This window comes from Mesorhizobium sp. M2A.F.Ca.ET.046.03.2.1 (assembly GCF_003952425.1).
GTDB lineage: Bacteria > Pseudomonadota > Alphaproteobacteria > Rhizobiales > Rhizobiaceae > Mesorhizobium.
On the sequence record NZ_CP034449.1, the window covers coordinates 5,235,953 to 5,260,487 of the forward strand.

Below are 24,535 nucleotides of genomic sequence, written 5' to 3' on the forward strand. Positions count from 1 at the left end.
TGACCTCGCCTATAAGGTCCGTCCCGCCCGTGCCCCAGGGCGGATGAGGAGCTTGTCACCATGATCGACCCGAAAACCGCCAAGCGGGGCCTTGCGCTCGTTTTCACGACGCTTTTGCTCGACATCATCGGCTTCGGCATCATCATGCCGGTGCTGCCGGCCTATCTGGAGGAACTGAGCGGCGTCAGCGTCAGCGAGGCCGCCATCGAGGGCGGCTGGCTGTTTTTCGTCTATGCGGCGATGCAGTTCTTCTTCGCGCCGATCATCGGCGGCCTGAGCGACCGTTTCGGGCGACGGCCGGTCCTGCTTGCCTCGGTGCTGACCTTCTCGATCGACAATCTGATCTGCGCCATCGCCTGGTCCTATCCGATGCTGTTCATCGGCCGCGTGCTCGCCGGCATTTCCGGCGCCAGCTACTCGACGACATCGGCCTTCATCGCCGACATCTCGAATGATGAGAACCGGGCTAAGAATTTCGGCCTGCTCGGCATCGCCTTCGGCGTCGGCTTCGTCATCGGCCCGGTGCTGGGCGGGGTGCTCGGCACGTTCGGGCCGCGTGTGCCGTTCTATTTCGCGGCAGCGCTTGCCTTCGTGAATTTCCTGATCGCGATGGTATTTCTGCCCGAGACGCTGGACGAAAAACACCGCCGGCCCTTCGAGTGGAAGCGCGCCAATCCGGTCGGCACGCTGTTGCAGATGCGCAATTATCCGGGCATCGGCTGGATCGGGCTGGTGTTCTTCCTGATGACGCTCGGCCATATGATGTATCCGGCGGTCTGGGCGTTCGTCTCCAACTACCGCTATGGCTGGAACCAGCAGCAGATCGGCTTCTCGCTCGGCGCCTTCGGCCTGTGCGGCGCGATCATCATGGCGACGGTGCTGCCGCGGATCATTCCGAAACTCGGCGAGTGGAAGACGGCGGCGATCGGGCTGACCATCACTGCGCTCGGCGCCTTCGGCTACGCCTTCGCGACGCAAGGCTGGATGGTCTATGCGGTGATCGTGGCCGGCTGCCTGGAGGCGCTGGCCGATCCGCCGCTGAGGAGCCTCGCCGCCGCCAAGGTGCCGCCGTCGGCGCAAGGCGAATTGCAGGGCGCGATGACCTCGATCTTCTCGATCACCTCGATCATCACACCGTTGCTCTACACGGCGATCTTTTCCTGGTTCACGAGCCCGACCGCGCCGGTCGTGTTCGGCGGCGCGCCCTATGTGCTCGGCGCGATTTTCCTGACGCTGGCGGTCATCGTCTTCGTGACGAAAGTGGCCAGGCCGACGCCGAAGGAAGTCGAGCGCATGCACACCCAGGAGGCCGTGACGAACACTGTCTAGGCGGCGTTGAGCTAGGCGCGCTCTGCCAGCGCTTCCTCGCCGCGCCGCTCGCGGATCAGGTTGACGAAGCGGCGGAAGAGGTAATGCGAATCCTGCGGGCCGGGCGAGGCCTCGGGATGATGCTGGACCGAGAAGACCGGCCGGCCCGTCAGCGCGATGCCGCAGTTCGAACCGTCGAAGAGCGAGACATGGGTTTCCTCGACGCCTTCGGGCAGCGAGTCGGCGTCGACGGCGAAACCGTGGTTCATCGAGACGATCTCGACTTTGCCGGTGGTGTGGTCCTTGACCGGATGGTTGGCGCCGTGGTGGCCCTGATGCATCTTCTCGGTCTTGCCGCCGAGCGCCAGCGCCAGCATCTGATGGCCGAGGCAGATGCCGAACACCGGAATGTCGGTCTTCAAGAGGTTCTGGATCACCGGCACGGCATATTCGCCGGTCGCTTCCGGGTCGCCGGGGCCATTGGACAGGAAGATGCCGTCCGGCTGCATTGCGAGGATCTCCTCCGCAACGGTCTTGGCCGGCACGACGGTGACCTTGGCGCCCAGGCCCGCAAGCAGGCGCAGGATGTTGCGCTTGACGCCGTAGTCGATGGCCACGACATGCATCGACGGCGCGTCCTGCTCGCCATAGCCTTCGTTCCACACCCAGGGCGTCTCGCGCCAGACCGAGGACTGGCCCGATGTGACCTCCTTGGCGAGATCGAGGCCGATCAGGCCCGACCAGGCAGCCGCCTGCCGCTTCAGGTCCTCGATGTCGAAAACACCGTCGGGCGCATGCGCGATAACGGCATTGGGCATGCCCTTCTCGCGGATCAACACGGTCAGCGCGCGGGTGTCGATGCCGGACAGCGCGACGATGCCGCGCCGCTTCAGCCACTGGTCGAGATGGCTGGCCGCGCGATAGTTGGACGGATCGGTGACATTGGCCTTGAAGATGGCGCCGACAGCGCCGGCGCGGGCCGCCGGATGCAAGTCCTCGATGTCCTCGTCATTGGTGCCGACATTGCCGATATGCGGGAAGGTGAAGGTGACGATCTGGCCAGCGTAGGACGGATCGGTGAGGATCTCCTCGTAGCCGGTCAGCGCCGTGTTGAAGCACACCTCGGCGACGGCCGATCCGGTGGCGCCGAGACCGCGGCCCTCGATCACCGTGCCGTCGGCGAGCACCAGAAGGGCGGTCGGCTTTTCGGTGGCCCAGGGGGCGGTGGTCGTGGCCATGGCGGCACTCCTGTCAGGCGCTGCGACTGGTCAACGGGACCACTCGCGCAGCAAAGCGCGCGAAGCAGGATTTCCCAGCCTCCGCGCGTCAACTCATTGTCTCATGCAGGACCGAGTACATAGGCGAAGGCACCCGAACGGTCAATGCGGACACCGCCAGCCAGCTCTGATTTCCATTCGTCCAGCAATATCAGCGGCTTGTCGGAATTTGCGTTGCCCGTTCGGCGAAGCTATTGTCCGCCGAATTCGAAGGAGAACCACAATGCGCGAGAAAATCGCCGATTCCATGAAGAGCGCGATGAAGGCGCAGGACAAGCACCGCCTGCCGACGCTGCGGCTGATCCAGGCCGCCATCCACGACCGCGACATCGCCAATCGCGGCGCCGGCAAGCCGCCGGCTAGCGAGGAGGAGATCCTGCAGATCCTCGCCAAGATGGTGAAGCAGCGCGAGGAATCGGCCAAGGCGTTCGAGGACGGCAAGCGGCCGGAACTGGCGGCGCAGGAGCGCGGCGAGATGGAGATCATCCGCGAATTCCTGCCGACGCAGCTCGACGAGGCGGCGATCACGGCCGCGGCGCGCGAGGTGATCGCGGCGACCGGCGCCGCCAGCCAGAAGGACATGGGCAAGGTAATCGGCGCGCTGAAGCAGAAATATGCCGGCCAGATGGACTTCGCCAAGGCGAGCGCCATCATCAAGGGACTGCTGCAGTAGGGGCGGCTGCCGAGCGTTTCGCCGTTTCAGGGAACCGGCTAACCGCTATCCCCTTGTTTTTTTCGCAATTTCGGACGGAAAACCGTTACACACTTTTCCTGGAATTGCTTCAGTCCTGGCAGATCGGCACCGGCTGCGGCGGGGGCGCCGGATGGTCCTTCTTGTATTGCGCGATGATTGGCTCCAGCGTCTTCTTCGGCCAGAATTTCGGGGTGCCGATCTCCTTCAGGCAGGAGGCGTTCCAATAGACACCCGCTGCCGAGAGCGCCTGGCCGCCGGCCTTGGCGCGCGCAACGGCGGCGATGTCGCGCGATTCCGGATAGATGTAGAGCGTCGTCGGGCTGTTCTTCACCAGGGGGATGATCTGCTCGGCATCGGCTGGCGACCAGCTGGTGCAGCCATTGCTGCGGCCGCCGGCGTAATTCACCAGCTTGCCGTAGGGCACAAAGCCGTCACGGTTGGCGTAAGAGCTTTGCGGGTTCTTGCGCATGCACAAGCCCTTCAGGATGGCCGCCGGATGCCCCCCGATGACACGCTGCCTGGCGTTCGCCGCTTCCCCTTCGCCGTCGAACTGGATGAAGCTGCGCATGAAAACCGCGTTCTGCGCGCCGACGCGATAGTATCCCTTGAAGGACGTCTTGGTTTCGGCGGTCATATAGGCGCCGCCGGCCGTCAACTCGGAATCCATCGCATTGCCGAAATTCTTCGCGCAGCGCCTGCCGTTGGAGAAATCGGCGACGCCTTTCAGGTTGCGGCCGCCGCCATGGCCCGAGGAAACCGCGCGGAAGAGCTGCTTGGCTTCGCAGATGATGTAGTAGCGCTGGCCGAGCACGCTGTTGCCGAGGTCGCCGGGACGCGTGGCATCCATGGCGAAGTAGCAGGGGTTATTGACCGAGCCGTCGCTGACTTTCTTCTGGTAGAGCGCGCGTGCCCGCTCCAGCACGACTTCAGAGATCTGGCCGTCGCCATCGCCGACATGGCGCTGCAACCAGTCGGGAATGGTCGACGGTCGCAAGGCGGCAAATGAGCTGACCGATGCCGTCAGAGCGGCCAGGATTGCGACAAGGCAAAAGATAGCCGCGCCAAGCGGAACAGATCTCAACCGCACCGTTTTGCCCCTCCTGTCGAAACGTCTCGTACCTGTGAATCACCCGGACCAATCATAGAAGGTCCCCACGCATCGGCGAAACACTTCTAGTTTAGCGACGCCTTTTGGAGGTCGGATTTCCGGCCTGCTTCGATTGCGCTATGATCTGATTCCGGCGCGCCCACGCCTCCTCCCTCCATCGGGAAGCATCGTTCATGCAGGGCAGTCCATCACCAACCAACTGTTCGAGCGCCAGGCATAAGGAGGGGTTGCCAAGACTGCTCGCGGCAGGAGGTTTTTCGATGCGGCTTTCCGCACCCGTCTATCATCTGAAACGCCAGGCGAGGCTCTTGTCTCGCCGGGAAAATGTCCCCCTTCACGAGGCGCTCGACCGCGTTGCCGCCAAGGAAGGCTTTTGTAGCTGGAGCCTGCTTGCGGCAAAAGCCGCCGAAGCCGAGCCTGGCGACAGGCTGCTGGAGCGGCTTATGCCCGGCGACATGGTCCTCGTGGCGGCACGGCCGGGGCAGGGCAAGACGCTGATGAGCCTCGAGCTCGCCGTGGCGGCCATGAAGCGGGGCAGTCGCGCCGTATTCTTTACCCTGGAATATATGCATGCCGACATTCTCGACCGGTTCCGGGACATCGGCGCCGACCCTGCGGATTTCGACCATCTGTTCGAGTTCGACAATTCCGACGCCATCAGCGCCGCTTACATCATCGAGGCGTTGCGGTCGGCGCCGCCCGGCACGCTGGCGGTGATCGACTATCTGCAGCTGCTCGACCAGAAGCGGGACAATCCCGAACTCATGGTGCAGATACGCGCGCTCAGGTCGTTCGCCCGGGAACGTGAACTGGTGTTGGTGTTCATCTCGCAGATCGACAGATCATACGATCCCGCCAGGAGGCCGTTTCCGGATATAGGCGATATCCGGCTGCCGAACCCGCTTGACCTGTCGCTGTTCGACAAGGCCTGTTTCCTGAACAAAGGCGAAATCCGGTTCCGGGCGACTTGAGAGCGATCCGCGTGGGGGGTCATGGCGGTCTCGACCTCGACCTTGATTTCGACAGGTCCGGGGCCGCGAGACGAAACCTTGATCGAAACCGAGTCAAGGTCACTCGCCGGGCCTGGCCAGCCTTCCTTCTTCCGCCTTGTGGTAGAACTGGCTTGCCACGAGCCAGCCTTTGAGCGGCCTGAGCGGCGGGATGCAGGTCGCGAGAACGATCGGGATCGAAACGAAGGCGTGGAACCACATGGAGGGCTCGAAAGTCACCTGCGCCCAGACGGCGAACAGCACCGAGGGCACACAGGCAAAGCAGATGACGAAAAAGGCCGGGCCGTCGGCGGGATCAGCAAAGGAATAGTCGAGCCCGCAGACCTCGCATTTCGGCGCCAGTTTCAGGAATCCGTCGAACAGGTGGCCCTCTCCGCAACGCGGGCAGCGGCCGCGGATTCCCACCTGCCAAGGTGCCAGGGGTGGATAATGCGCAAGGTCTTGCATGATGGTTTCTCCGGTCGATGTCGCGTGAGGCTGGACGGGCCTTGAGATCGTTGATGCATACATATATCATTCTTGTATGCAGACAATGCGACAAGATGTATGGATTGCGAATAAGTGACTCGAGAAAATGACATGGGCTGGCTTCCGGTTCTGGAGGCGGGACCGCGACCGGTCTATCTGAAGATCGTCGACGCGCTCGCGGATGCCCGCTCGGGCGGCCGCTTGCAGCCAGGCGACAGGTTGCCGCCGCAAAGGGAACTCGCCCGGCTGCTCGGGGTCGATCTCACGACCGTGACGCGGGCGTTTTCCGAAGCCCGTCGCAGGAACCTGATCGACGCGACGGCGGGCCGGGGCACCTTCGTCACGCCGGGCGAGCCGGAAGAACCTGTCCTCGATCTCAGCATGAACATCCCGCCGGCGCCGGCCGGCCTCAACCTGCCGGCACTGATCCGGACGGGCATCGAGGCATTGCTCAAGCGCTCCAGCGCGGAAGCGCTGCTTTCCTATCATCCCGGCCCAGGCTCGCCCGCGGAGCGCGCCGCCGGCTCGTCCTGGCTCGCCGCGGCGGGAGACAGGCTGCCGGTCGACAGGGTCGTTGTCGGCTCGGGCGCGCAGGCGCTGCTCACGGCCGTCGTGCTGGCAGAGACGCGCGAGGGCGACACGATCCTTGCCGACGCGCTGACCTATCCCGGGCTGATTGCGCTGGCCGGGACCACGCGGCGCAAGCTCGCCGCTGTCCTAAACGACAGTGACGGCATGCTGCCGGACGATCTAGAAGAGGCGGTGCGGCGGCACGGCGCCCGCGCTCTCTACCTCAACCCGACGCTGCAAAATCCAACCGCATCTGTCATGCCCGAAAGCAGGCGGCGCGAACTCGCCCGCATGGCCGACAAGCTCGGGCTGACCATCGTCGAGGACGATCCCTACAGAAGGTTGCTCGCCACAGCGCCGCCGGCCTTTCTGACCCTGGCGCCCGAACGAACCTTCCATGTCGCGACATTGGCAAAATGCATCTCGCCTTTCCTGCGCACGGCCTTTCTGGCGGCCCCTGATCAGCAGGCCGCCGAGCGGATCTCGGCAGCAATACGCGGCACCACCATGATGGCGCCGCCGCTGATGGCGGGCCTTGCCTGCGAGTGGTTGCGCAGCGGCCTTGCCGGTGAGATCACCGCCGCCGTGCGGACTGAGGCCAAGGCCAGGCAGGAAATCGCGCGCAACATCCTGCCCAAGGGCTTTGCGGCATCGGAGGCCAGCCTGCATCTGTGGTATCCGCTGGAGAGCCGGCTGCGCTCGGGCGAACTCGCCGACGTTGCCCGCCGTCGCGGGCTGGCCATCAGCCCCGCGGAAGAGTTTGCCGTCGGGCGGGACTTCGCCAATGGCTTCCGCTTGGCGCTGGGCGCCACCTCCAACCGCGAACGGCTGAAGGAAGGTCTTGAAAGCCTCGCTTCCATCCTTTCGGGAGTGCCGGGCTCCTCGCGACCGAAGGTCTGAAGCAGCAAACCGTGGCTTGGCGCGGCCCGTTACTCGGCCGCCGCCGGCAGCGGCGGCGTCGCGCGGCTGCGCCATTCCCAGGCTAGCGAGCCGACAGCCACCACCACCGCCACCAGCATGGCCAGGGCGCCGGCGAGCGGCAGGCTGCGATAGCCGTAGCCGGCATTGAGCATCGCAGCACCCAGCGACGCAGCGAGCGCGATGCCGACATTGAAGCCGGATGGGATCAGCGCGGAAGCGAGGTTGGAGGCATCGGCCGTCCAGGCCAGGATGCGCGTCTGGATCGGCGCGCCGATGGCGAAATTCAGACCGCCCCAGATGACGATGGCGACGATCATCGGCACCGGGTAGGGGCTCACCAGATGGATAACGCCGAGCGCCACCGCCTGCAGGGCGAGCATGACGATCAGCGAGGGCATCAGCTTCCAGTCGGCGAGCTTGCCGCCGACCAGGACGCCGATCGTGGCGCCGACGCCGTTGAGCAAAAGCACCCAAGGGATCAGGCTCTCGTCGAGGCCTGTCACTTCGAGCAGCATCGGCGTGATGTAGGTGAACGGCGCAAACTGGCCAATCATCAGCATCAGCATAAGGATCAGCGAGGTCCAGACCTGCTGGCGGCCAAGCACGCGAACTTCGCGCGCCAGCCCGGCGGGCCGGCTGGCGGCGCCCGCCGTTCGCGGCAACAGCGCCAGCATCGCGACGATCGCGATGATGCCGAGCACGCCCATCACCCAGAAGGTCGCGCGCCAACCCCACAGACTGCCGATCGCGGTGCCGGCGGGCACGCCGATGACGTTGGAAACCGTCAGCCCCGAGAGGATCACCGCGACCGCCCGGCCGCGCTGGTCCTCCCGCACCAGGCTGACCGCAACCACCATGGCGACGCCGAAATAGCAACCATGCGCCACGGCAGTCGCAATGCGCAGCAGAAGCATCGAGGTGAAATCGGGCGCCAGCGCGCAGGCCACCTGGCCGAGGGTGAAAGCGATCGTCAGTCCGATCAGCAGCGTCTTGCGCGAGACTTTGCTGGTCATGAGCGCCAGCAGCGGGCCGCCGATGGCAATGCCGCAGGCATAGCCGGAGACGAGATATCCGGCGGTCGGCACCGAAACGCCGAGACCTTGCGCCACCTCCGGCAGCACACCGGCTATGACGAATTCGGTGGTGCCAAAGGCGAAGGCGGCAAGGAAAAGAGCAATCAGCGGCAGCATGGTTCAAAACATATGCGAGGAATGCATGGCCTCAAACCACGCCTGGGCGGGCGCGGCAATGGAGAAATTGTCGATACCGCTTTAGCTTTTCTTGAGTTCCGTCAGCTGGCCCTCAGCCGCGAGCCGCCGAGCAGGCCGCGCTCCTCGAGCACCGGATAGGCGATCGAGGCCAACAGCGAGTTGATCTGCTTCAGGTCGCGGATGGTGTCGAGGTGGATCGAGCTGGTCTCGATGCTCTTGGCGGTGCCTTCGCGCAGGCGCAGGAAATGGCTGGCGCTGGTTTCCTTCTCGCGCTCGCGCAACAGGTCCTTCTCCAGAACCAATTGCCTGGCGGTTTCCGGGTCGCGCGAGACGAGCACGTTGAAGGCGAGCCGCGCATTTGCAAGCACGGAAGAGTGGAAGGCGCAAAGCTCCTGCCAGCCTTCCGGCGTGAATTCCAGGCCGCGCTCCAGCTTCTTCCTGACATGCACCAGCATGTTGCGCACGATGATGTCGCCGACCTGCTCCAGCTTGACGCAGGCGCCGATCAGCTCCTGGCAGCGCAACGCCTCGTCCTCGGTCAGCGGGTTCCGAGTGACTTTGGCTAAGTAGAGCTTGATCGCGGCGTGCTTCCGGTCGACGCGGTCGTCGAGCGCGGCAAGCGCCTTGATCTTGGCGGGGTCGGCATCCTCATAAAGCTCGATGATGCGCTTCAGCATGATCTCGACCGTCTCGCAAACCCGCACCACCTCGCGCGTCGCGTTGGCCAACGCCTGGTTCGGCGTATCGAGGGCGCTCTCATTCAGCGCCGACAGCTCCACGACCTCGAGCGTGGCGGCCGGCTGCGGCGTGCTGCCCAGCGCCACGATCTTTTCGGAAGCGCGGTAGACGAGGCCGGCCAGCGGCAGTCCGGCCAGCAGGATCAGCACATTGAACAGGATGTGGGCGTTGACGATCTGATCGGGCGCGCTTCTGCCGAGGAAGCCGACATCCGGCTTGAAGGTCATGATCAGGACCAGCATGATCAGCGAGCCGAGGCCGCGCATCAAAAGATTGCCGACCGGCACGATGCGCACCTCGGGCGGCGCCGACCGCGTCAGCATCGGCGCAATCAGCGACGAGCCGAGATTGACGCCCAGCACCAGCACGACGCCCAGTTCCGGCGTGATCAGCCCGCGGCCCGCCAGTGTCGCCATCAAAAGCACCGCGGCGATGCTCGACTGGAACAGCCAGGTGACCAGCGCGGCTAACAGATAGGTGGTGATGGAGTCGCCGGAGAAATAATTGATGATCAGCGGCATCAGCTGGCTGTTGCGCAGCGGCTCCGACGCCTGGCCGATCATCTCCAGAGACAGGATCAGCAGGCCGACGCCGATCAGGATGCGGCCCGTCTGCCGCCAATCCCGCCGCTCGGTGGCCATGAACATGACCGTGCCAGCGATCAGGCAGAGCGGCACCAAAAGCGTCAGATCGAAGGTGAGCAGCTTGGCCACCAGCGCCGAACCGATCTCGGCGCCGCGCACCGCCAGTTGTCCGGCGGCGCCCGAAACGATGCCGGCGCCGGCGAAGGAGCCGACCAGCAGCGTCACCGCGGTTGAGCTCTGCAGCGCGACCGCCAGGCCGCAGCCTGTGAGCACCGCCATGACCGGATTGCGCATGGTGGCGCGCAGCCTGTGGCGCAGCACGTCACCATAGGCGCGCTCGACCCCTGTCTTCACCATGCGGGTGGCGAACAGCATCAGCGCCACCGCGCCGGCAAGGTGCAGGAGGACGACGGAGCCGCTCACAGCCAACCCCGCGGGGTAGCTCTGGCAGCGCGGAGAGAGGTACGAATCTTAGCCATCTCGAGGCCTGGAAATACACCAATTAAGATTAGCCGGATAATAGATTTTGTAATGCGGGGATCGTCTCCGCTCGACGGCGCATGTCGGAAATGAACGGAAAAGGCATTGGTTGCATGCGCCTGGCGGCTGCGCTTCGCTTCATGCTGCCCAACGCTTGGCGGCGTGGCCCGGGAAATCCGCAGCGTTGTTGAAGCGGCTTGAGCAAGCATCGGAAATCATTACAGAATTGTAATTCTAACGTTCAGTTTCGGTTCATCCGCTGGCGGTTACTCCTGCGTCTATCGACAACAAGGAGTACCGACCATGAAGCGTCTCATACTTTCCGCCGTCACCGCCTCGATGCTGGCCGCCTCGGCCTTCTCCGGCCAGGCCGCGCCGCTCGCCCAGCCGAGCGCGCCGCAGTCGAATTACACGCAGGTCGACTGGCAGAAGCCCGGCCGGCATGTCGACAAGCGGGTCGTCTTGAAGAAGAAGGTCGTAGTTAGGCGCAGCCACTGGCGCAATGGCCAGAAGTATTCCAACTGGAGGCGCCACCAGTCGATCCGCGACTGGCACCGCTACGGCCTGCGCCGCCCGGGCCCCGGCCAGGAGTGGATCCGCGTCGGCAACGATTATGTGCTGGTCAGCATCCTTTCCGGCATCATCTTCGGCGCCATCGCCGCGCGCTAATCCCGGCAATCCGGAAATTCAGAAGGCGGCCATCCGGCCGTCTTCTTTTGGTCTGTGAAAAGCGGGTACGATGGGCCCGACAGAGTCGCAGCGCCCGGCCGGCTTGATTATATGGAGGGCAAACGAGCTTTCTTAGATGCGCTTTCCGCCCGCCTTCCTCGACGAGATACGCGACCGCGTGCCGATTTCATCGGTGATCGGCACGCGTGTCGCGTGGGACAGGAAGAAGACCAACGCGTCGCGCGGCGACTATTGGGCCTGCTGCCCGTTCCACGGCGAGAAAAGCCCGTCCTTCCACTGCGAGGACAAGAAGGGCCGTTATCACTGCTTCGGCTGCTCGGTTTCGGGCGATCATTTCAAGTTCCTCACCGAGCTAGACGGCATGAGCTTCCCCGAGGCGGTCGAGAAGATCGCCGAAATGGCCGGCGTGCCGATGCCGGTGCGCGATGAACGGGAAGAACGGCGCGAGAAGGAGCGCGCCAGCCTGACTGAGGTGATGGAGATGGCGACCGCCTTCTTCCAGGAGCGACTGCAGAGCGCCGACGGTGCTAAAGCCCGTGCGTATCTCAGGGAGCGCGGACTGACGTCGGCGACGCAGCAATCGTTCCGGCTGGGCTATGCGCCCGACAGCCGCAACGCCTTGAAAGAGCATCTCGCCGCCAAGGGCGTGCCGAAGGCCGATATCGAGGCTTGCGGCCTGGTGCGGCACGGCGAAGACATTCCGGTTTCCTATGACTGGTTCCGCGACCGCATCATGTTCCCCATCCCGGATTCGCGCGGCAAGATCATCGCCTTCGGCGGGCGGGCGCTGGCGCCCGATGCCTTGGCCAAATACATGAACTCGCCCGACACCGAGCTCTTCCACAAGGGCAACGTGCTCTACAATTTCGCCCGCGCCCGCAAGGCACTCGCCAAGGGCGGCACGGTGATCGCGGTCGAAGGCTATATGGACGTCATCGCGCTGGCGCAGGCCGGGTTCGAGAATGCCGTGGCGCCGCTCGGCACCGCGCTCACCGAAAACCAGCTCGAGCTGTTGTGGCGCATGGCGCCCGAGCCGGTGCTTTGCTTCGACGGCGACCAGGCCGGGCTGAAGGCGGCGTGGCGGGCGGCCGACATGGCGCTGCCTTCGGTCCAGCCGGAACGTCGCGTGCGCTTTGCGCTGCTGCCCGATGGCAAGGACCCGGACGATCTGGTCAGGGCCGATGGGCCGGATGCGTTCCGCGCCGTGCTTTCGGAGGCGCGGCCGCTTGTCGACCTTTTGTGGATGCGCGAGACGGCCGGCGGTGTTTTCGACACACCGGAGCGGCGCGCGGGGCTGGAAAAGACGGTGGGAGAACTCGCCGGCCGTATCCGCGACGAAAGCACGCGCTACCAATATCAGCAGGAAATGCGCGAGCGGGTGCGGAGCTTCTTCGGCTCGCAACGCGCGGTGCGGCAGGGCCATGGCGGACGCTCCGACGGCCGGCCGGGCGAGCGCGGCAGGGGTTCGGCGCCAGGCGGGGCGTTTGGCCGGGGCTTTGTCGGCGGGCGCGCCGCGATCACCGAGAGCCTGGGCCGCTCGGCGCTGGTCAAACGCGCTGGCGAGGGGATGTCGGTGCGCGAGGCCACGATCATCGTGGCTCTGGTCAACCACCCGGCGCTGATCGACGAGAATTTCGCCCATGTCGAATTCCTCGACCTCGCCAATTCGGATTTGCGCAAACTGCACGCGGCCATCCTCGACGCCATGGCGCATGACGCGGCCGACGAGCGCGGCGCGGTCATCGCCACCATCGAGCGCGCCGGCTGCGGCGGCATCTGGGAGCGGGCGGTGGAACTGATCAAGCGGGCGCGGCAATGGCCGGCACTCGAAACCGCCGCGCTCGACGATGCCCGCGACGCCTTCAACCAGGCGATGCACTTGCAGCGCAGCGCCCGCACCTTACATAGAGAGCTGAAACAGGCGCAGGCGGCGCTCGATGCAGACCCTTCGGACGAAAACTTCCGGCATCTCGTCGAGATTCAAGCGCAATTCAACGATGTGCAGGCAACGGAAGCGCTGATCGAAGGGTTCGGCGTTTCATCGGGCAGGGTTGGCCGCGTTTAGGGCCGAACACCACCCATTGGAAGTGAGTGGAAATGCGCAGCGCGTCGAATCGACGCCTCTAAGCGGGTAATTGATTCGCTTTTTTCATGCGAATCATGCCAGAGGCGCTTGACCTTCTGGCAGATTGGCGGAATCAGGACGATTCGAAACGTTAACCGTGCCCCGGCGTCGGCGGGAAATTTGAGCGATGTGAGGTGCCGGTGACGGCTGGACAGGCAAAACGCCTGCTCCAGATATCAGGGTTAATCTGGACTTAATGCATGTCGCCCAAAAGTGAAAACCGGTTTGGGGCAAACGAGATGCACAAAACAAAAGAGATGACGCGGTTGCCGGGCCGGTAAAAAGCATTCCGGTACGAGCACATCCGGCGTAACCGGTCCGACAGTTTACGCGGCCTCGATATTGGGCCGCTTGGAGACGACAAAGAATGGCGACAAAGGAAAAGGAAGAGGTCGAGACCGAACGCGAAGGCGCCACCGATGGCCCTCTGCTCGACCTTTCCGACGATGCTGTCAAGAAGATGATCAAGGCCGCGAAGAAACGCGGCTATGTCACGCTCGACGAATTGAACGCGGTGCTGCCCTCGGAAGAGACGGATCCGGACCGCATCGAAGACATCAATGCGATGCTCAGCGACATGGGCATCAACGTCGTTGAGGATGACGAGCAGGGCGAAGAGGCCGAGGCCGAGCCCGCCGGCGACAGCGAGGAAGACGCCAACGAGCTTGCCGAGCAGACCGGCACCGCCGTTGCCGCCACGACCACCAAGAAAGAGCCGACCGATCGCACCGACGATCCGGTGCGCATGTACCTGCGCGAGATGGGCTCGGTCGAGCTTCTGTCGCGCGAGGGCGAAATCGCCATTGCCAAGCGTATCGAGGCCGGCCGCGAAACGATGATCGCGGGTCTGTGCGAAAGCCCGCTGACCTTCCAGGCCATCATCATCTGGCGCGACGAGCTCAACGAATCGAAGATCCTGCTGCGCGAGATCATCGACCTCGAGGCGACCTATGCCGGCCCGGAGGCCAAGCAGGCACCGGTGGTCGAACGTGTCGAGGAATCGCCCAAGCCGGACGAGAAGCCGCGCGGCCGCGCGGCGGCACGCGAGGAAGAAGACGACATCACCAATGTCGGCGGAGACACGCGCGGGCTGGAGGAAGAGGAAGACGACGAGGACGAGGCCAGCCTGTCGCTGGCCGCGATGGAAGCGGAACTGCGCCCGCAGGTGATGGAGACGCTCGACGTCATCGCGGACACCTACAAGAAGCTGCGCAAGCTGCAGGACCAGCAGGTCGAGAATCGTCTCGCCGCCGCCGGCACGCTGTCGCCCAGCCAGGACCGCAGGCTCAAGGAGCTGAAGGACCAGCTGATCAAGGCGGTGAAGTCGCTGTCGCTCAACGCGGCGCGCATCGAGGCGCTGGTCGAGCAGCTCTACGACATCAACAAGCGCCTGGTGCAGAACGAGGGCAAGCTTCTGCGGCTCGCCGAGAGCTATGGCGTGCGCCGCGAGGAATTCCTCAAGGAATATCAGGGCTCGGAGCTCGATCCGAACTGGACCCGCTCGATCGCCAATTTGACTTCGCGCGGTTGGAAGGAATTCACCAAGAACGAGAAGGACACGATCAAGGAGCTGCGCGCCGAGATCCAGAACCTCGCCACCGAAACGGCGATCTCGATCCTGGAATTCCGCAAGATCGTGAACCAGGTGCAGAAGGGCGAGCGCGAGGCTGCGATCGCCAAGAAGGAAATGGTCGAGGCGAACCTGCGCCTCGTCATCTCCATCGCCAAGAAATACACCAACCGCGGCCTGCAGTTCCTGGACCTCATCCAGGAAGGCAATATCGGCCTGATGAAGGCGGTCGATAAGTTCGAATATCGTCGCGGCTACAAGTTCTCGACCTACGCCACCTGGTGGATCCGGCAGGCCATCACCCGCTCGATCGCCGACCAGGCGCGCACCATCCGCATTCCGGTGCACATGATCGAGACGATCAACAAGATCGTTCGCACCTCGCGCCAGATGCTGCACGAGATCGGCCGCGAGCCGACGCCGGAGGAACTGGCGGAAAAGCTAGCCATGCCGCTGGAAAAGGTGCGCAAGGTCTTGAAGATCGCCAAGGAGCCGATCTCGCTCGAAACGCCTGTGGGCGACGAGGAGGATTCGCATCTCGGCGACTTCATCGAGGACAAGATGGCGATCCTGCCGATCGACGCCGCGATCCAGGCCAATCTGCGCGAGACGACGACGCGGGTGCTTGCCTCGCTGACGCCGCGCGAGGAACGCGTGTTGCGCATGCGCTTCGGCATCGGCATGAACACCGACCACACGCTGGAGGAAGTCGGCCAGCAGTTCTCGGTGACGCGCGAGCGCATCCGCCAGATCGAAGCCAAGGCGCTGCGCAAGCTCAAGCATCCGAGCCGGTCGCGGAAGCTCAGAAGTTTCCTCGACAGCTGATCCGCAGGTCAGACAAGCAAATCCAAAGGGCGCCTCGGGCGCCCTTTGGCGTTTCCGGCCCCTCATGCCGCCTTGCCGCACCTGCCCGACAGGAGGATAATTCCGTTGCCGGATGCATTTGTGGGCGACAAGCCGGATGCCCGCCCCGGCGCCGGTCGTACGGCGTCGCGCTCCGTGGCTCCCGGTGGGAGGTATGCCATGACAACCTACATCGTGCTTATCAACTGGACCGAGCTGGGCGCCAGGAATGTGCGGGAGTCGCCAAAGCGGCTCGATGCCGCCAAGAAGCTGCTGGGCGAAATGGGCGGATCGTTCAAGTCTTTCTACCTGACGATGGGCGAATGCGACATGGTCGCCATCGTCGAAGCCCCGGACGATGCGGTGCTCGCCCGCTTCGCGCTGCTGCTGTCGTCTGGCGGTAACGTCAAGACGCGGACGATGAAGGCGTTCCCGGAATTCGCCTATCGCGAGATCATCAGTTCGCTGGGGTAGGAGGCGGGCTGAAGCCGGGACCGGCGCGGCTGTTGCGAAGCCGCGCCGCATTGCCGATAGTCGCACCATGCCCAAGCCTTTGCTGACCGTCTGGTACAACACGCGCTGTCCGGTGTGCGATGCCGGCATCAGCCGCCAGAAGAGGCGGCTGATCGAGGCGGTCAAGGCAGGCCGCGTCGCATTCCGCGACATCAATTTCGAACCTGAAGCGCTCTCGGCCTTCGGCGCTTCGCTCGAGGATATCCGGCGACGGCTGCACGCGACAGATAGCGAAGGCCGGCTGCTGGTCGGCGCCGACGTGGCGATCGCGGTCTGGCGGCTCACGCCGGGCGAGGGGTGGCTGGCGACCCTCTTCGGCAACGCCGTCGCGCTGCCTTTGACGTGCATCGCCTACGACCGTTTCGCGGACCTTCTCTACGCCTGGAACCGGCGCCAGGGCCGCTGGTAGGCGGCAAGGCCAGAGGCCCTGGCGCATCCTGCGATACATCGTAAGATATATCTTGACTTGACAAGCGGTGCGCCTTACTTAAGATGTATCGTAAGATATAACTCAAGGAGCAATCCATGCACAGACACGACCATTTCGGGCACAATCATTTCGGCGAGCGCATGTTCATGCGCATGGCCGGCAAATTCGGTGGCAGAGGCAGCGGCGGCGGCTTCGGTCCGTTTGGGGGCAGGGGCGGCGGGCGCGGCGGCCCGGGTGATATGTTCCGCGCCGGCCGGATGCTCGCCGACGGCGATCTCAAGCTGATCACGCTGTCGCTGCTGGCCGATGCGCCGCGCCATGGCTACGACATCATCAAGGCGCTGGAAGAGCGCACCAGCGGCGTCTACAGCCCGAGCCCGGGCGTGGTCTATCCGACGCTGACCTTCCTGGAGGAGGCGGGTTATGCGGTGTCGTCCAGCGAAGGCAACAAGAAGGTGTTTTCGATCACCGAGGCCGGCAGGGCGCATCTCGATGAGAACCGCGAGATGATCGACGGCGTGCTCGACCATCTCGAGCGCTTCGGCCGCAAGATGGCCGCGGCGCGCGAATGGTTCGGCTGGGGCGACGATAAGGATGAGGGGCGCCGTGGCCGTTCGGAAAAGCGCGACCAGTTCCGCGCGCTGCGACATCGTCTGCGCGCCGCGCTCGGCGACATCGCCGAGGCGCCGGAAGACAAGCAGGCCGAGGCGATCAGCATCCTGGAAGACGCCGCCGAGGCGATCGAGGCGCTGGCGCGGCGCTAAGCCATTTTCATAAGAGCAGCCAAAAAGCCCGGAGCGATCCGGGCTTTTTGCATTCAGTCAGCGATCGACAGGGCAAGGACTATTCCTTGCCGACATATTCGCTGATCAGCTTGTCGTTGCGCGCCTTCTCGATCTTGGCGGTGGTCTCGGCCGCGATGCGCTCGTCGGTGCGGTACTTGACCAGGTTCACCAGGCTGCCGGTGAGCAGGAGGATGCCCATTGCCCAGTAGCCCTTAGTCGAGAGGTCGACCGGCGCTAGCCACAGCGACAGGCCGAGCATGAAATAGGCGGCGCCCACCGACACGGTGTTGAACAGGATATAGGTCTGATTGCCGTTCATTGGATTGCTCCTTGGAATTTGATCTGTTTTTCGGAAAGCGGGTTCAGTTCAGGGATTTGAGGCGCGCGAGGACGTCCTCGGCGCGCACCTTGGTGGCCGGTCCATGGCCTGCTTCGGCGAGGCGTTCACGGATCGCCTCGTGGCGCAGCTCGCCGTCGATCTCATCGAGTATGCCGGCCTCCTCAAACGGGTCGGGGCTGTCCTTGATGCGGGCCAGCAGTTGCTCCGCCTCGTTGATGCTCGCCGTGCGGCCGATCGAGCGGTTGAGGCGCGACTGCGCCTTGCGTTCGGCATCGATCGCCCGGGCCGAGATCATGCCCTGGTTGAGGCCGATGATGCGGCGATGCGCCTGTTCGACGGACAGGCGCATCCGCCAGGTCTTCTCGCCGAGGCTCTTCACGGTGGCGCGGCGGACCTCGCGCTCATTCTCGAGCTCGGCGATCGCGGAGGCGCCACCTTCGGCAAGCGCCTGGTTGTTGGCCGAAAGCGCGCTCAGCGTGCGGGTTTCCAGATCGGCGATGCGGCTGTCGAGCTGTTCGAGGCTGGTCTGCTCGGCACGCTGGCGCACGATCAGCGAGGCAAGCGTCTGCTTGGCGGCGGCGAGGCCCGCCTCCGCGTCGCGGATGCGCTGCGCCAGAAGGTCGATGGCGAAACGGTCCTTCAGATTGTCCTCGGCCCGGGCGCTGGCGCCGTCCAGCAATGTCTTGATCAGGCTAAGCATTGGGTCTTCTCCCTGTTGATGTGAACGTTGTTCACGAAGTCAACATAACAGGAAATGAACATTGTTCAAGAACAATGTGAACGCTGTTCATGGGCCGTGGGACATGGTAAACGCGGGCAGACAGGCTGAACGTGGCAGGCCGGCCACCTCACAGAGCGACAGGAAAGAGCATGGCGCTGGACAAGGAAGAAATGAGCGAGAAGGTGCTCGCCATCGCCGAGGCACTGCTCAATGAGGGCGGCGCCGAGAACCTGAAAGCGCGCACCATAGCCGAGCAGGCCGGCATTTCGGTTGGATCGGTCTACAACCTCTTTGCCGATCTCGACGAGGTGCACCGGGCCGTCAACATGCGGCTGCTCGACCGGCTCGGCGCGACAGGCCTCGCGGCCATGGCCGATCTCGAAAGGCAAGGGGTGACCGATGTCCAGCACCGCATCCTGGCGATGGCGGCGGCCTATGTGCGCTTCGTCGAGGCGCATTCCGGCAGTTGGCCGGCGGTGCTTGCCTTCAACCGCCGGCGCGCGACGCAGCCGGGCCCCGATGCCTATGACGCGCTGCTCGACGCGCTCTTCGACATCGTCGCCAGCGTGCTCAAAGCAGGCGATTTCGGCCTAGACGACAACCGCCGCGCGCTTGCGGCCCGGACCTTGTGGTCAAGCGTGCATGGCATCGTGACCAGCGGCTATGTGGCCAATTCCAACAGCCGGCAGGCCGAGGAGATCTGGAATCAGATCGAGCTGCTGGTCGGCGTTTTCGTCAAGGGACTGGAACATGGCGGCGCATTCGCGCATGCTGAGACAAAGTCTGATTAAACAGGGCGCTGCGGATCTTCGACGCCCGCGTAAAATGGAGTTTCAAAAAATGTCTTTTCTGAAAAAGCTTTTCGGCGGCGGCAGCAGTGAGGCACCGGAGACCGGCAGCGCCAAGCCGGCCAAGCAGGTCGAGCACAAGGGATTCCTGATCAGCGCGACGCCCTACAAGGCCGAGGGCCAATACCAGACCTGCGGCGTCGTCTCGAAGGAAGTGGACGGCGTGCTGAAAGAGCACCGCTTCATCCGCGCCGACCGCTTCGCCGGGCTGGACGACGCCGTCGACATCTCGATCAAGAAAGGCATCCAGCTGGTCGACGAGCAGGGCGAGAAGATGTTCGGCTGAATGTGATCATAGTCGAGGATCGATCGGCTCGCTCTCCAGCGCCAGCACGGCAAAGACGCATTCGTGGACCCGTCGCAGCGGTTGCCTCGCGACAAATCGTTTCAACGCCTCGTGTCCCAGGGCGAACTCACTGAGCGCCAGGTTGCGCTTGCCGCCTAGATGCCGCTCGCGCAGCCGGACAAGATTGTCGGGCGCATCGTATTCGGGACCGTAGATGATGCGCAGATACTCGCGCCCGCGGACCTTGAGCGCCGGCTGGATGAGTCCCTTCTTGCCGCGGGTGACGAAGTCGCGCGGCTTGACCACCATGCCTTCGCCGCCCGAGCGATCAGCGTCTCCCACCAGGCGACGGCCTCCGCGCAGGCGCCGGCATCGGCCAGGTCGAAACTGCGCCATCTGGTGTCCACCACGACACCTCCCCTGGCGAGGCGATCGGCCAGCGACATATGCCAGATGTGGTCATGGTCGAACCAGACGCGGCCCTCGCTGGCCAGCAGATGGAACGGCGCCACGCTGAGATCATCGACATTCGAAACCGGCCAGACATAGGGCGACCAAGCGGCGGCGTATTTGCCTGCCCGCTCGGCGCGATCGGCAAACCGCGCGTTAAGATCGGCCACATCGACACCCCGCGCCTTCGCTCTCTCCGAGGCATCGCGACCGAGCCGCAGGCCGGCCGCGGACGACGCCGCCACCGGTCCGTACTGACTTTCAATCAGGCTGCTTGCCTTGGCCGACCAGGGCATGATTTCGGCATCGAGCAGCAGCCAGTCGGTTTGCAGTTCCTCCCACAGGCCGGCGGCGTCGACGCTTGCGCGAAGCCGGTCGAGCAGGCCCTCCGTCATGGCATTGTCGCTGAGGAAGGAGCGCCCCGTCCGGGTCCATATCGCGCCTGTCTCGTCGCCTGACACGCCGAAGCGGCTGCGCGCTGCCTGCACGGTCCGGCAGAGCGCGACAATCGCCCGCGAACCCATGTGCTTTTCCTCGCACACGATCTCGGCGACGCCGCGCTCGCGAAAGTAAGCAAAAGCCTCTTCCGGGCGTTCAAGCCAGCCGGCATGACCGCTTGTCTCGGACGGCGACATCGTCGGCGGCAGGTATACCAGCCATTGCGGCGCCACCGCGAAGCGGCTCATCACCTCGAGCGCGGCCGAGGCATTTTCCTCGGCCACGACGATCCGACCTTTCAGCTCGGTCTCGATCCAGCGCCGGCCGGAGACGTCCTGGATGTCGAGCACGCCGTCAGCGTCTGCCTGAGCCGATTTTCCCCGGTTTGACGGGCCAAGAGGACGCACAGGCTCCGACCAGGTGCGGATTGCCGACACCTCGACCAGCTCGTGTTCCGGCCAGCGAAGCGCGGTCAGCTTGCCGCCGAACACACAGCCGGTGTCGATGCACAGCGTATTGTTGACCCACTCGGCCGACAGCATCGGCGTGTGGCCGTAGATGACCGCCGTCTTGCCGCGATAGGCGGCCGCCCAATCGGCCCGCACCGGCAGGCCGAATTCATCGATCTCGCCGGTCGTCTCGCCATAGAGCGCGAATTCGCGCACGGCGCCCGAGCCGCGTCCGACCATGTCCTCCTTGAGGCCGGCATGGGCGACCGCCAGCCGGCCGCCGTCCAGCCAGACATGGCTGCGCAGACTGTCGAGGAAGGCCGGCAGCGCCTCCTTAAGTCCGCGATCCTGGGTCTCCAGCTGGTCGATCGTTTGCTGGAGGCCGTGAGCGATCACTACCTTGCGGCCTTCCAGCCAGCGGCCAAGCTTGCGTTCGTGATTGCCCTGGACGCAGTAGGCGGTGCCGGCGGCGACCATGCTCATCGCAATGCGCAGCACGTCGGGTGTGTTGGGGCCGCGATCGACAAGATCGCCGACAAAGACTGCCTTGCGGCCTTCCGGAGGCGACACAACGACACTACGTTCGCCGCGATGCTCAGACCATGTAAGGCTGTATCCGAGTTTGCCCAGCAAGACTTGAAGCTCTTCGGCGCAGCCATGCACGTCGCCGATGATGTCGAAGGGGCCGGCGTCGTGACGCTTGTCGGTCCAAAGCGGCTGGCGCGAGACGTTCGCCGCGTCGATGCTGGCCTCACTGCCAAGTTTCCACACCTGGCGAAAGCCTTCCCGCTGCAGCCCGCCGAGACCTTTGCGGATCTCCATCGTCATGCGTTGGGCCACTCCAGCGCCGAATGGACGGTCCGGCCGCTTCGCGTTACGCGCAACGCAGACATCGACGCCGGGATCGAGCACTATCGCGACGGGCAGGGCATGCCACCTGCGCGCTAGCTCGATCCAGGCCTTGCGGTCGGCCGCCCGCACATTGGTGGCGTCGACGACAGCCAGCTTGCGGTGCTTCAGCCGCTTGCCGATGATGTCGCGCATCAATTCGAAAGCGTCGGCCGACACATCCTGATTGGTCTCGTCGTCACAGACCAGCTCTCGGCATCGGTCGGACGAGACGATCTCGGTCGGCAGGAAATGTCTGGCGGCGAAAGTCGACTTGCCGGACCCGGTCGAGCCTATCAGCACGACCAGGGCGAAATCCGGGATCTCCAGATCTGTCTTGTTGATGTCCCTCATCGGGTGAACACCGCCATCTGTGTCGGCGCGCCGAAGCTGGGATCAACATCGCCGATGCCGCTGATCGCGGGGACATAGCTGTAGGTCTCCGCGATTTTGGCCGCCCAGGCTTCGAACTCGGCACGGCTCCACTCGAAGCGATGGTCGGGGTGACGGAAGGCGCCTGCTTCCAGACCGCTGAAAAGCGCGTTGTGATCGGCGTTCGGCGTTGTCACAATCACCGTCTTCGGCGCGGCTTCGCCGAAGACGATCCGCTCGACCAGAGGCAGCCTGTCCTGGTCGAGTGCTCGATGACCTCGACCAATACAGCGACGTCGGCTTCGGCCCAGCGATTGTCGCGATAGGTCAGCGAGCCATGCAGCAGCGTGACGCGCCCTTCCGGCGGGCCGCCGGCTTCATTCAGCCTCAATCGCCTTGCCGCCCACTCGAGCTCGCGGACCGCAGGGTCCAAGCCGAACAGTTTTTGGACCCACCGCTCGCGCACCAGCCGGTCGAGCAGCTTGCCTTCGCCGCATCCCAGATCGGCGACAACCTTGCCGCCGCTCGCGCGGATGGCCTCGACGACCGCGTCCAAGCGCCGGTCGTGCAGTCGGACTGGCGCCTCGAGCGTCTCCTCAGGGGAGCGGCGGGTTTCGGCTGGCGCCTCCGAGGCCGTGGCTTCGGGGACGAGGCGCGCCAGGGCCGCCCGGGCCAAAACCGATCGGTTGCGCAAATAGCGGCGAGCGATCAGTTCCTTGGCCGGGTGGTGCTCCAGCCATCCGGCACCCCTGGATAGCAGCTTGTCGACCTCGTCGTCGCCGACCCAGTAATGCTTGGCGTCGTCCATCACCGGAATGAGCACATAGAGGTGGTTGAGCAGGTGGCTCAGCCGGCCGAGCCCCGACAATTTCAGATGGCCGTAGCGCAGCCCTCCGTTGCTGGCGCCGGCGGCCTCGATCGGGGTCAGGTCGACGGTCCAGCCCAGCGGCTCGAACAGCTGCCGCACCAACGCCTCGCCGCCGCGCAACGGCAAGGGCGCCACGACAGCCTCCAGCGGCAGATCGGTGTCGGCCAATTGCTGGCGTTCCTTGGAGATGCCGGTCATTGCCGTCCGGAGCATCTTGTTGAGCGCTACGGACAGGAAGGACGATGCTGCATAGGGCCGGTCGTTCACATACTGGTCGAGCAGCCCATCCGCCTGACCCTTGCCTCTGACCAGCCCGATCGGATCGACGTCGAGCAGGAGCGCTGCCTCGCAACGCTCGTCACTGGCCTCCGGATAGAACAGCCATGCCTTGCCGAAGGACAGCTCGGCCTCATGCAGGCGGTCCGGGTGCTTGTGCAGCAGGAAACCAAGATCCGTGGCTGGACGATGCGTGGTGGCAATAGAGAAAAACATGCACAAGCGATAACGCAGCCGATCGGAATAACCAATGGCGGCGGCAAGTTATTTCCATTCCTTTTCAGAGCAACTCGAAGTGTTGGTTACCTTCGACGCTGTCTTGCGAGTGCGAACTCGGTCAGAACGCGACCTTATCCCCGCCCTTGAGCTGCAGGATCTGCCGCGCTTCGTCGGGCGTGGCGATCGAGGCGCCGAGGCCTTCGATGATCTGGCGCACCTTGGTCACCTGCTCGGCGCTGGAGCGGGCGAGCTTGCCCTTGCCGATCCACAGCGAGTCCTCCAGGCCGACCCGCACATTGCCGCCGAGCGCAATCGCCTGCGTGGCGATCGGCAGTTGATGGCGGCCGGCGCCCAGCACCGACCAGTGATAGTCGTTGCCGAACAGGCGGTCGGCCGTGCGCTTCATGTGCGCGACGTCTTCCGGATGCGTGCCGATGCCGCCGAGGATGCCGAACACGCTCTGGACGAAGAACGGCGCCTTGACCAGGCCGCGCTCGACGAAATGCGCCAGCGTGTAGAGGTGGCCGATATCGTAGCATTCGATCTCGAAACGCGTGCCGTTGTCGGCGCAGGTTCGCAATATGTGCTCGATGTCGCCGAAAGTGTTGCGGAAGATGCGGTCGCGCGAGGATTCGAGATAGGGCCGCTCCCAATCATGCTCGAAGGTCTTGAACCGCTCCAGCATCGGGAACAGCGCGAAATTCATCGAGCCCATGTTGAGCGAGGCGACCTCGGGCGCAAAGACCTTCGCCGGCCTCACACGCTCCTCCACGCTCATCGTCGCGGCACCGCCGGTGGTGATGTTGACGACGCAGTTGGAGCGCTGCTTGATGACCTGCAGGAAAGGCGCGAAGGCCTCGGTCGATTGGTCGGGGCGGCCGTCCACCGGATTGCGCGCATGGAGATGGACGATCGCCGCACCCGCCTCGGCCGCCTCTATCGCAGCGGTGGCGATCTCTTCGGCCGTCACCGGCAGATGCGGCGACATCGATGGCGTATGGATCGAGCCCGTGACCGCGCAGGTGATGATGATCTTGTTCCGGTTCGCCACTTTT

General features: G+C 64.3%; 23 protein-coding genes and 1 pseudogene. 12 read left to right on the forward strand and 12 right to left on the reverse strand.

Annotated features, from left to right (window positions below; translation table 11 throughout):
- Nucleotides 1-60 precede the first annotated feature (60 nt).
- On the forward strand, nucleotides 61-1,329 hold the full coding sequence (locus EJ072_RS24985; RefSeq protein WP_126081746.1) for a TCR/Tet family MFS transporter: 1,269 nt from the start codon (nucleotides 61-63) through the stop codon (nucleotides 1,327-1,329).
- 11 nt (nucleotides 1,330-1,340) lie between these two features.
- On the opposite strand, the gene carA is transcribed toward EJ072_RS24985, so the two are convergent.
- Nucleotides 1,341-2,546 (reverse strand): glutamine-hydrolyzing carbamoyl-phosphate synthase small subunit, encoded by a 1,206-nt coding sequence (gene carA / locus EJ072_RS24990; RefSeq protein WP_126081747.1) that lies wholly within the window; start codon nucleotides 2,544-2,546, stop codon nucleotides 1,341-1,343.
- Nucleotides 2,547-2,808: 262 nt separating this feature from the next.
- Here carA and EJ072_RS24995 point away from each other — a divergent pair, with 262 nt between their 5' ends.
- Nucleotides 2,809-3,258, forward strand: coding sequence for a GatB/YqeY domain-containing protein (locus EJ072_RS24995; protein ID WP_126081748.1), 450 nt, complete (start codon nucleotides 2,809-2,811; stop codon nucleotides 3,256-3,258).
- A 109-nt stretch (nucleotides 3,259-3,367) separates the two neighbouring features.
- Here EJ072_RS24995 and EJ072_RS25000 read toward each other — a convergent pair whose 3' ends face one another.
- Nucleotides 3,368-4,366, reverse strand: coding sequence for a hypothetical protein (locus EJ072_RS25000; protein ID WP_126081749.1), 999 nt, complete (start codon nucleotides 4,364-4,366; stop codon nucleotides 3,368-3,370).
- A 281-nt stretch (nucleotides 4,367-4,647) separates the two neighbouring features.
- Between EJ072_RS25000 and EJ072_RS25005 the strand changes: the two genes are divergently transcribed.
- Nucleotides 4,648-5,358, forward strand: coding sequence for a DNA helicase (locus EJ072_RS25005; protein WP_126081750.1), 711 nt, complete (start codon nucleotides 4,648-4,650; stop codon nucleotides 5,356-5,358).
- 99 nt (nucleotides 5,359-5,457) lie between these two features.
- On the opposite strand, the gene EJ072_RS25010 is transcribed toward EJ072_RS25005, so the two are convergent.
- On the reverse strand, nucleotides 5,458-5,844 hold the full coding sequence (locus EJ072_RS25010) for a DUF983 domain-containing protein (protein ID WP_126081751.1): 387 nt from the start codon (nucleotides 5,842-5,844) through the stop codon (nucleotides 5,458-5,460).
- Nucleotides 5,845-5,976: 132 nt separating this feature from the next.
- On the opposite strand from EJ072_RS25010, the gene EJ072_RS25015 reads away from it, so the two are divergent.
- Nucleotides 5,977-7,335 (forward strand): PLP-dependent aminotransferase family protein, encoded by a 1,359-nt coding sequence (locus tag EJ072_RS25015; RefSeq protein ID WP_126081752.1) that lies wholly within the window; start codon nucleotides 5,977-5,979, stop codon nucleotides 7,333-7,335.
- A gap of 29 nt (nucleotides 7,336-7,364) precedes the next feature.
- Here the strand turns inward: EJ072_RS25015 and EJ072_RS25020 are convergent, their stop codons facing one another.
- On the reverse strand, nucleotides 7,365-8,546 hold the full coding sequence (locus EJ072_RS25020; protein ID WP_126081753.1) for an MFS transporter: 1,182 nt from the start codon (nucleotides 8,544-8,546) through the stop codon (nucleotides 7,365-7,367).
- Nucleotides 8,547-8,647: 101 nt separating this feature from the next.
- Complete coding sequence (locus EJ072_RS25025) at nucleotides 8,648-10,312, reverse strand: Na/Pi cotransporter family protein (RefSeq protein ID WP_126081754.1); 1,665 nt, start codon at nucleotides 10,310-10,312, stop codon at nucleotides 8,648-8,650.
- Nucleotides 10,313-10,672: 360 nt separating this feature from the next.
- On the opposite strand from EJ072_RS25025, the gene EJ072_RS25030 reads away from it, so the two are divergent.
- The 6 genes from EJ072_RS25030 (at nucleotide 10,673) to EJ072_RS25055 (ending at nucleotide 17,304) form a co-directional block, all read left to right on the forward strand.
- Nucleotides 10,673-11,038, forward strand: a complete 366-nt coding sequence (locus EJ072_RS25030; protein ID WP_126081755.1) for an RcnB family protein — start codon at nucleotides 10,673-10,675, stop codon at nucleotides 11,036-11,038.
- A 136-nt stretch (nucleotides 11,039-11,174) separates the two neighbouring features.
- Nucleotides 11,175-13,124: a DNA primase gene (gene dnaG, locus EJ072_RS25035; RefSeq protein WP_126081756.1), complete on the forward strand. Its 1,950-nt coding sequence runs from the start codon at nucleotides 11,175-11,177 to the stop codon at nucleotides 13,122-13,124.
- 427 nt (nucleotides 13,125-13,551) lie between these two features.
- Nucleotides 13,552-15,579: an RNA polymerase sigma factor RpoD gene (rpoD, locus tag EJ072_RS25040; protein WP_126081757.1), complete on the forward strand. Its 2,028-nt coding sequence runs from the start codon at nucleotides 13,552-13,554 to the stop codon at nucleotides 15,577-15,579.
- Nucleotides 15,580-15,777: 198 nt separating this feature from the next.
- Nucleotides 15,778-16,071, forward strand: a complete 294-nt coding sequence (locus EJ072_RS25045) for a GYD domain-containing protein (RefSeq protein ID WP_042646984.1) — start codon at nucleotides 15,778-15,780, stop codon at nucleotides 16,069-16,071.
- Nucleotides 16,072-16,138: 67 nt separating this feature from the next.
- Nucleotides 16,139-16,519: a DCC1-like thiol-disulfide oxidoreductase family protein gene (locus tag EJ072_RS25050; RefSeq protein WP_245466980.1), complete on the forward strand. Its 381-nt coding sequence runs from the start codon at nucleotides 16,139-16,141 to the stop codon at nucleotides 16,517-16,519.
- A gap of 116 nt (nucleotides 16,520-16,635) precedes the next feature.
- Entirely contained in the window at nucleotides 16,636-17,304 is a 669-nt protein-coding gene (locus tag EJ072_RS25055; protein ID WP_126081758.1) for a PadR family transcriptional regulator, read from the forward strand.
- A 79-nt stretch (nucleotides 17,305-17,383) separates the two neighbouring features.
- On the opposite strand, the gene EJ072_RS25060 is transcribed toward EJ072_RS25055, so the two are convergent.
- Complete coding sequence (locus EJ072_RS25060) at nucleotides 17,384-17,644, reverse strand: YiaA/YiaB family inner membrane protein (RefSeq protein WP_126081759.1); 261 nt, start codon at nucleotides 17,642-17,644, stop codon at nucleotides 17,384-17,386.
- Nucleotides 17,645-17,687: 43 nt separating this feature from the next.
- Nucleotides 17,688-18,365 (reverse strand): PspA/IM30 family protein, encoded by a 678-nt coding sequence (locus EJ072_RS25065; RefSeq protein WP_126081760.1) that lies wholly within the window; start codon nucleotides 18,363-18,365, stop codon nucleotides 17,688-17,690.
- A 170-nt stretch (nucleotides 18,366-18,535) separates the two neighbouring features.
- Here EJ072_RS25065 and EJ072_RS25070 point away from each other — a divergent pair, with 170 nt between their 5' ends.
- Both EJ072_RS25070 and EJ072_RS25075 read left to right on the forward strand, forming a co-directional pair.
- Nucleotides 18,536-19,177 carry a TetR/AcrR family transcriptional regulator gene (locus tag EJ072_RS25070; protein ID WP_126081761.1) on the forward strand — a complete coding sequence of 214 codons (642 nt, stop codon included), beginning with the start codon at nucleotides 18,536-18,538 and terminating at the stop codon, nucleotides 19,175-19,177.
- A 49-nt stretch (nucleotides 19,178-19,226) separates the two neighbouring features.
- Nucleotides 19,227-19,520: an HlyU family transcriptional regulator gene (locus tag EJ072_RS25075; RefSeq protein ID WP_126081762.1), complete on the forward strand. Its 294-nt coding sequence runs from the start codon at nucleotides 19,227-19,229 to the stop codon at nucleotides 19,518-19,520.
- A gap of 6 nt (nucleotides 19,521-19,526) precedes the next feature.
- Here the strand turns inward: EJ072_RS25075 and EJ072_RS37010 are convergent, their stop codons facing one another.
- From EJ072_RS37010 to EJ072_RS25090, 5 genes and pseudogenes are all read right to left on the reverse strand, one after another.
- Complete coding sequence (locus EJ072_RS37010; protein WP_348526301.1) at nucleotides 19,527-19,916, reverse strand: hypothetical protein; 390 nt, start codon at nucleotides 19,914-19,916, stop codon at nucleotides 19,527-19,529.
- Nucleotides 19,898-22,099 (reverse strand): annotated as a pseudogene (locus tag EJ072_RS25080) (polynucleotide kinase-phosphatase); the annotation flags it as partial. The gene EJ072_RS37010 and the pseudogene EJ072_RS25080, both read right to left, overlap by 19 nt.
- Entirely contained in the window at nucleotides 22,096-22,314 is a 219-nt protein-coding gene (locus EJ072_RS37015; RefSeq protein WP_245466984.1) for a hypothetical protein, read from the reverse strand. The pseudogene EJ072_RS25080 and the gene EJ072_RS37015, both read right to left, overlap by 4 nt.
- 2 nt (nucleotides 22,315-22,316) lie before the next feature.
- Nucleotides 22,317-23,477 (reverse strand): 3' terminal RNA ribose 2'-O-methyltransferase Hen1, encoded by a 1,161-nt coding sequence (locus tag EJ072_RS25085; protein WP_245466986.1) that lies wholly within the window; start codon nucleotides 23,475-23,477, stop codon nucleotides 22,317-22,319.
- A 121-nt stretch (nucleotides 23,478-23,598) separates the two neighbouring features.
- On the reverse strand, nucleotides 23,599-24,531 hold the full coding sequence (locus tag EJ072_RS25090; protein WP_126059869.1) for a 3-keto-5-aminohexanoate cleavage protein: 933 nt from the start codon (nucleotides 24,529-24,531) through the stop codon (nucleotides 23,599-23,601).
- Between the last annotated feature and the right edge of the window lie 4 nt (nucleotides 24,532-24,535).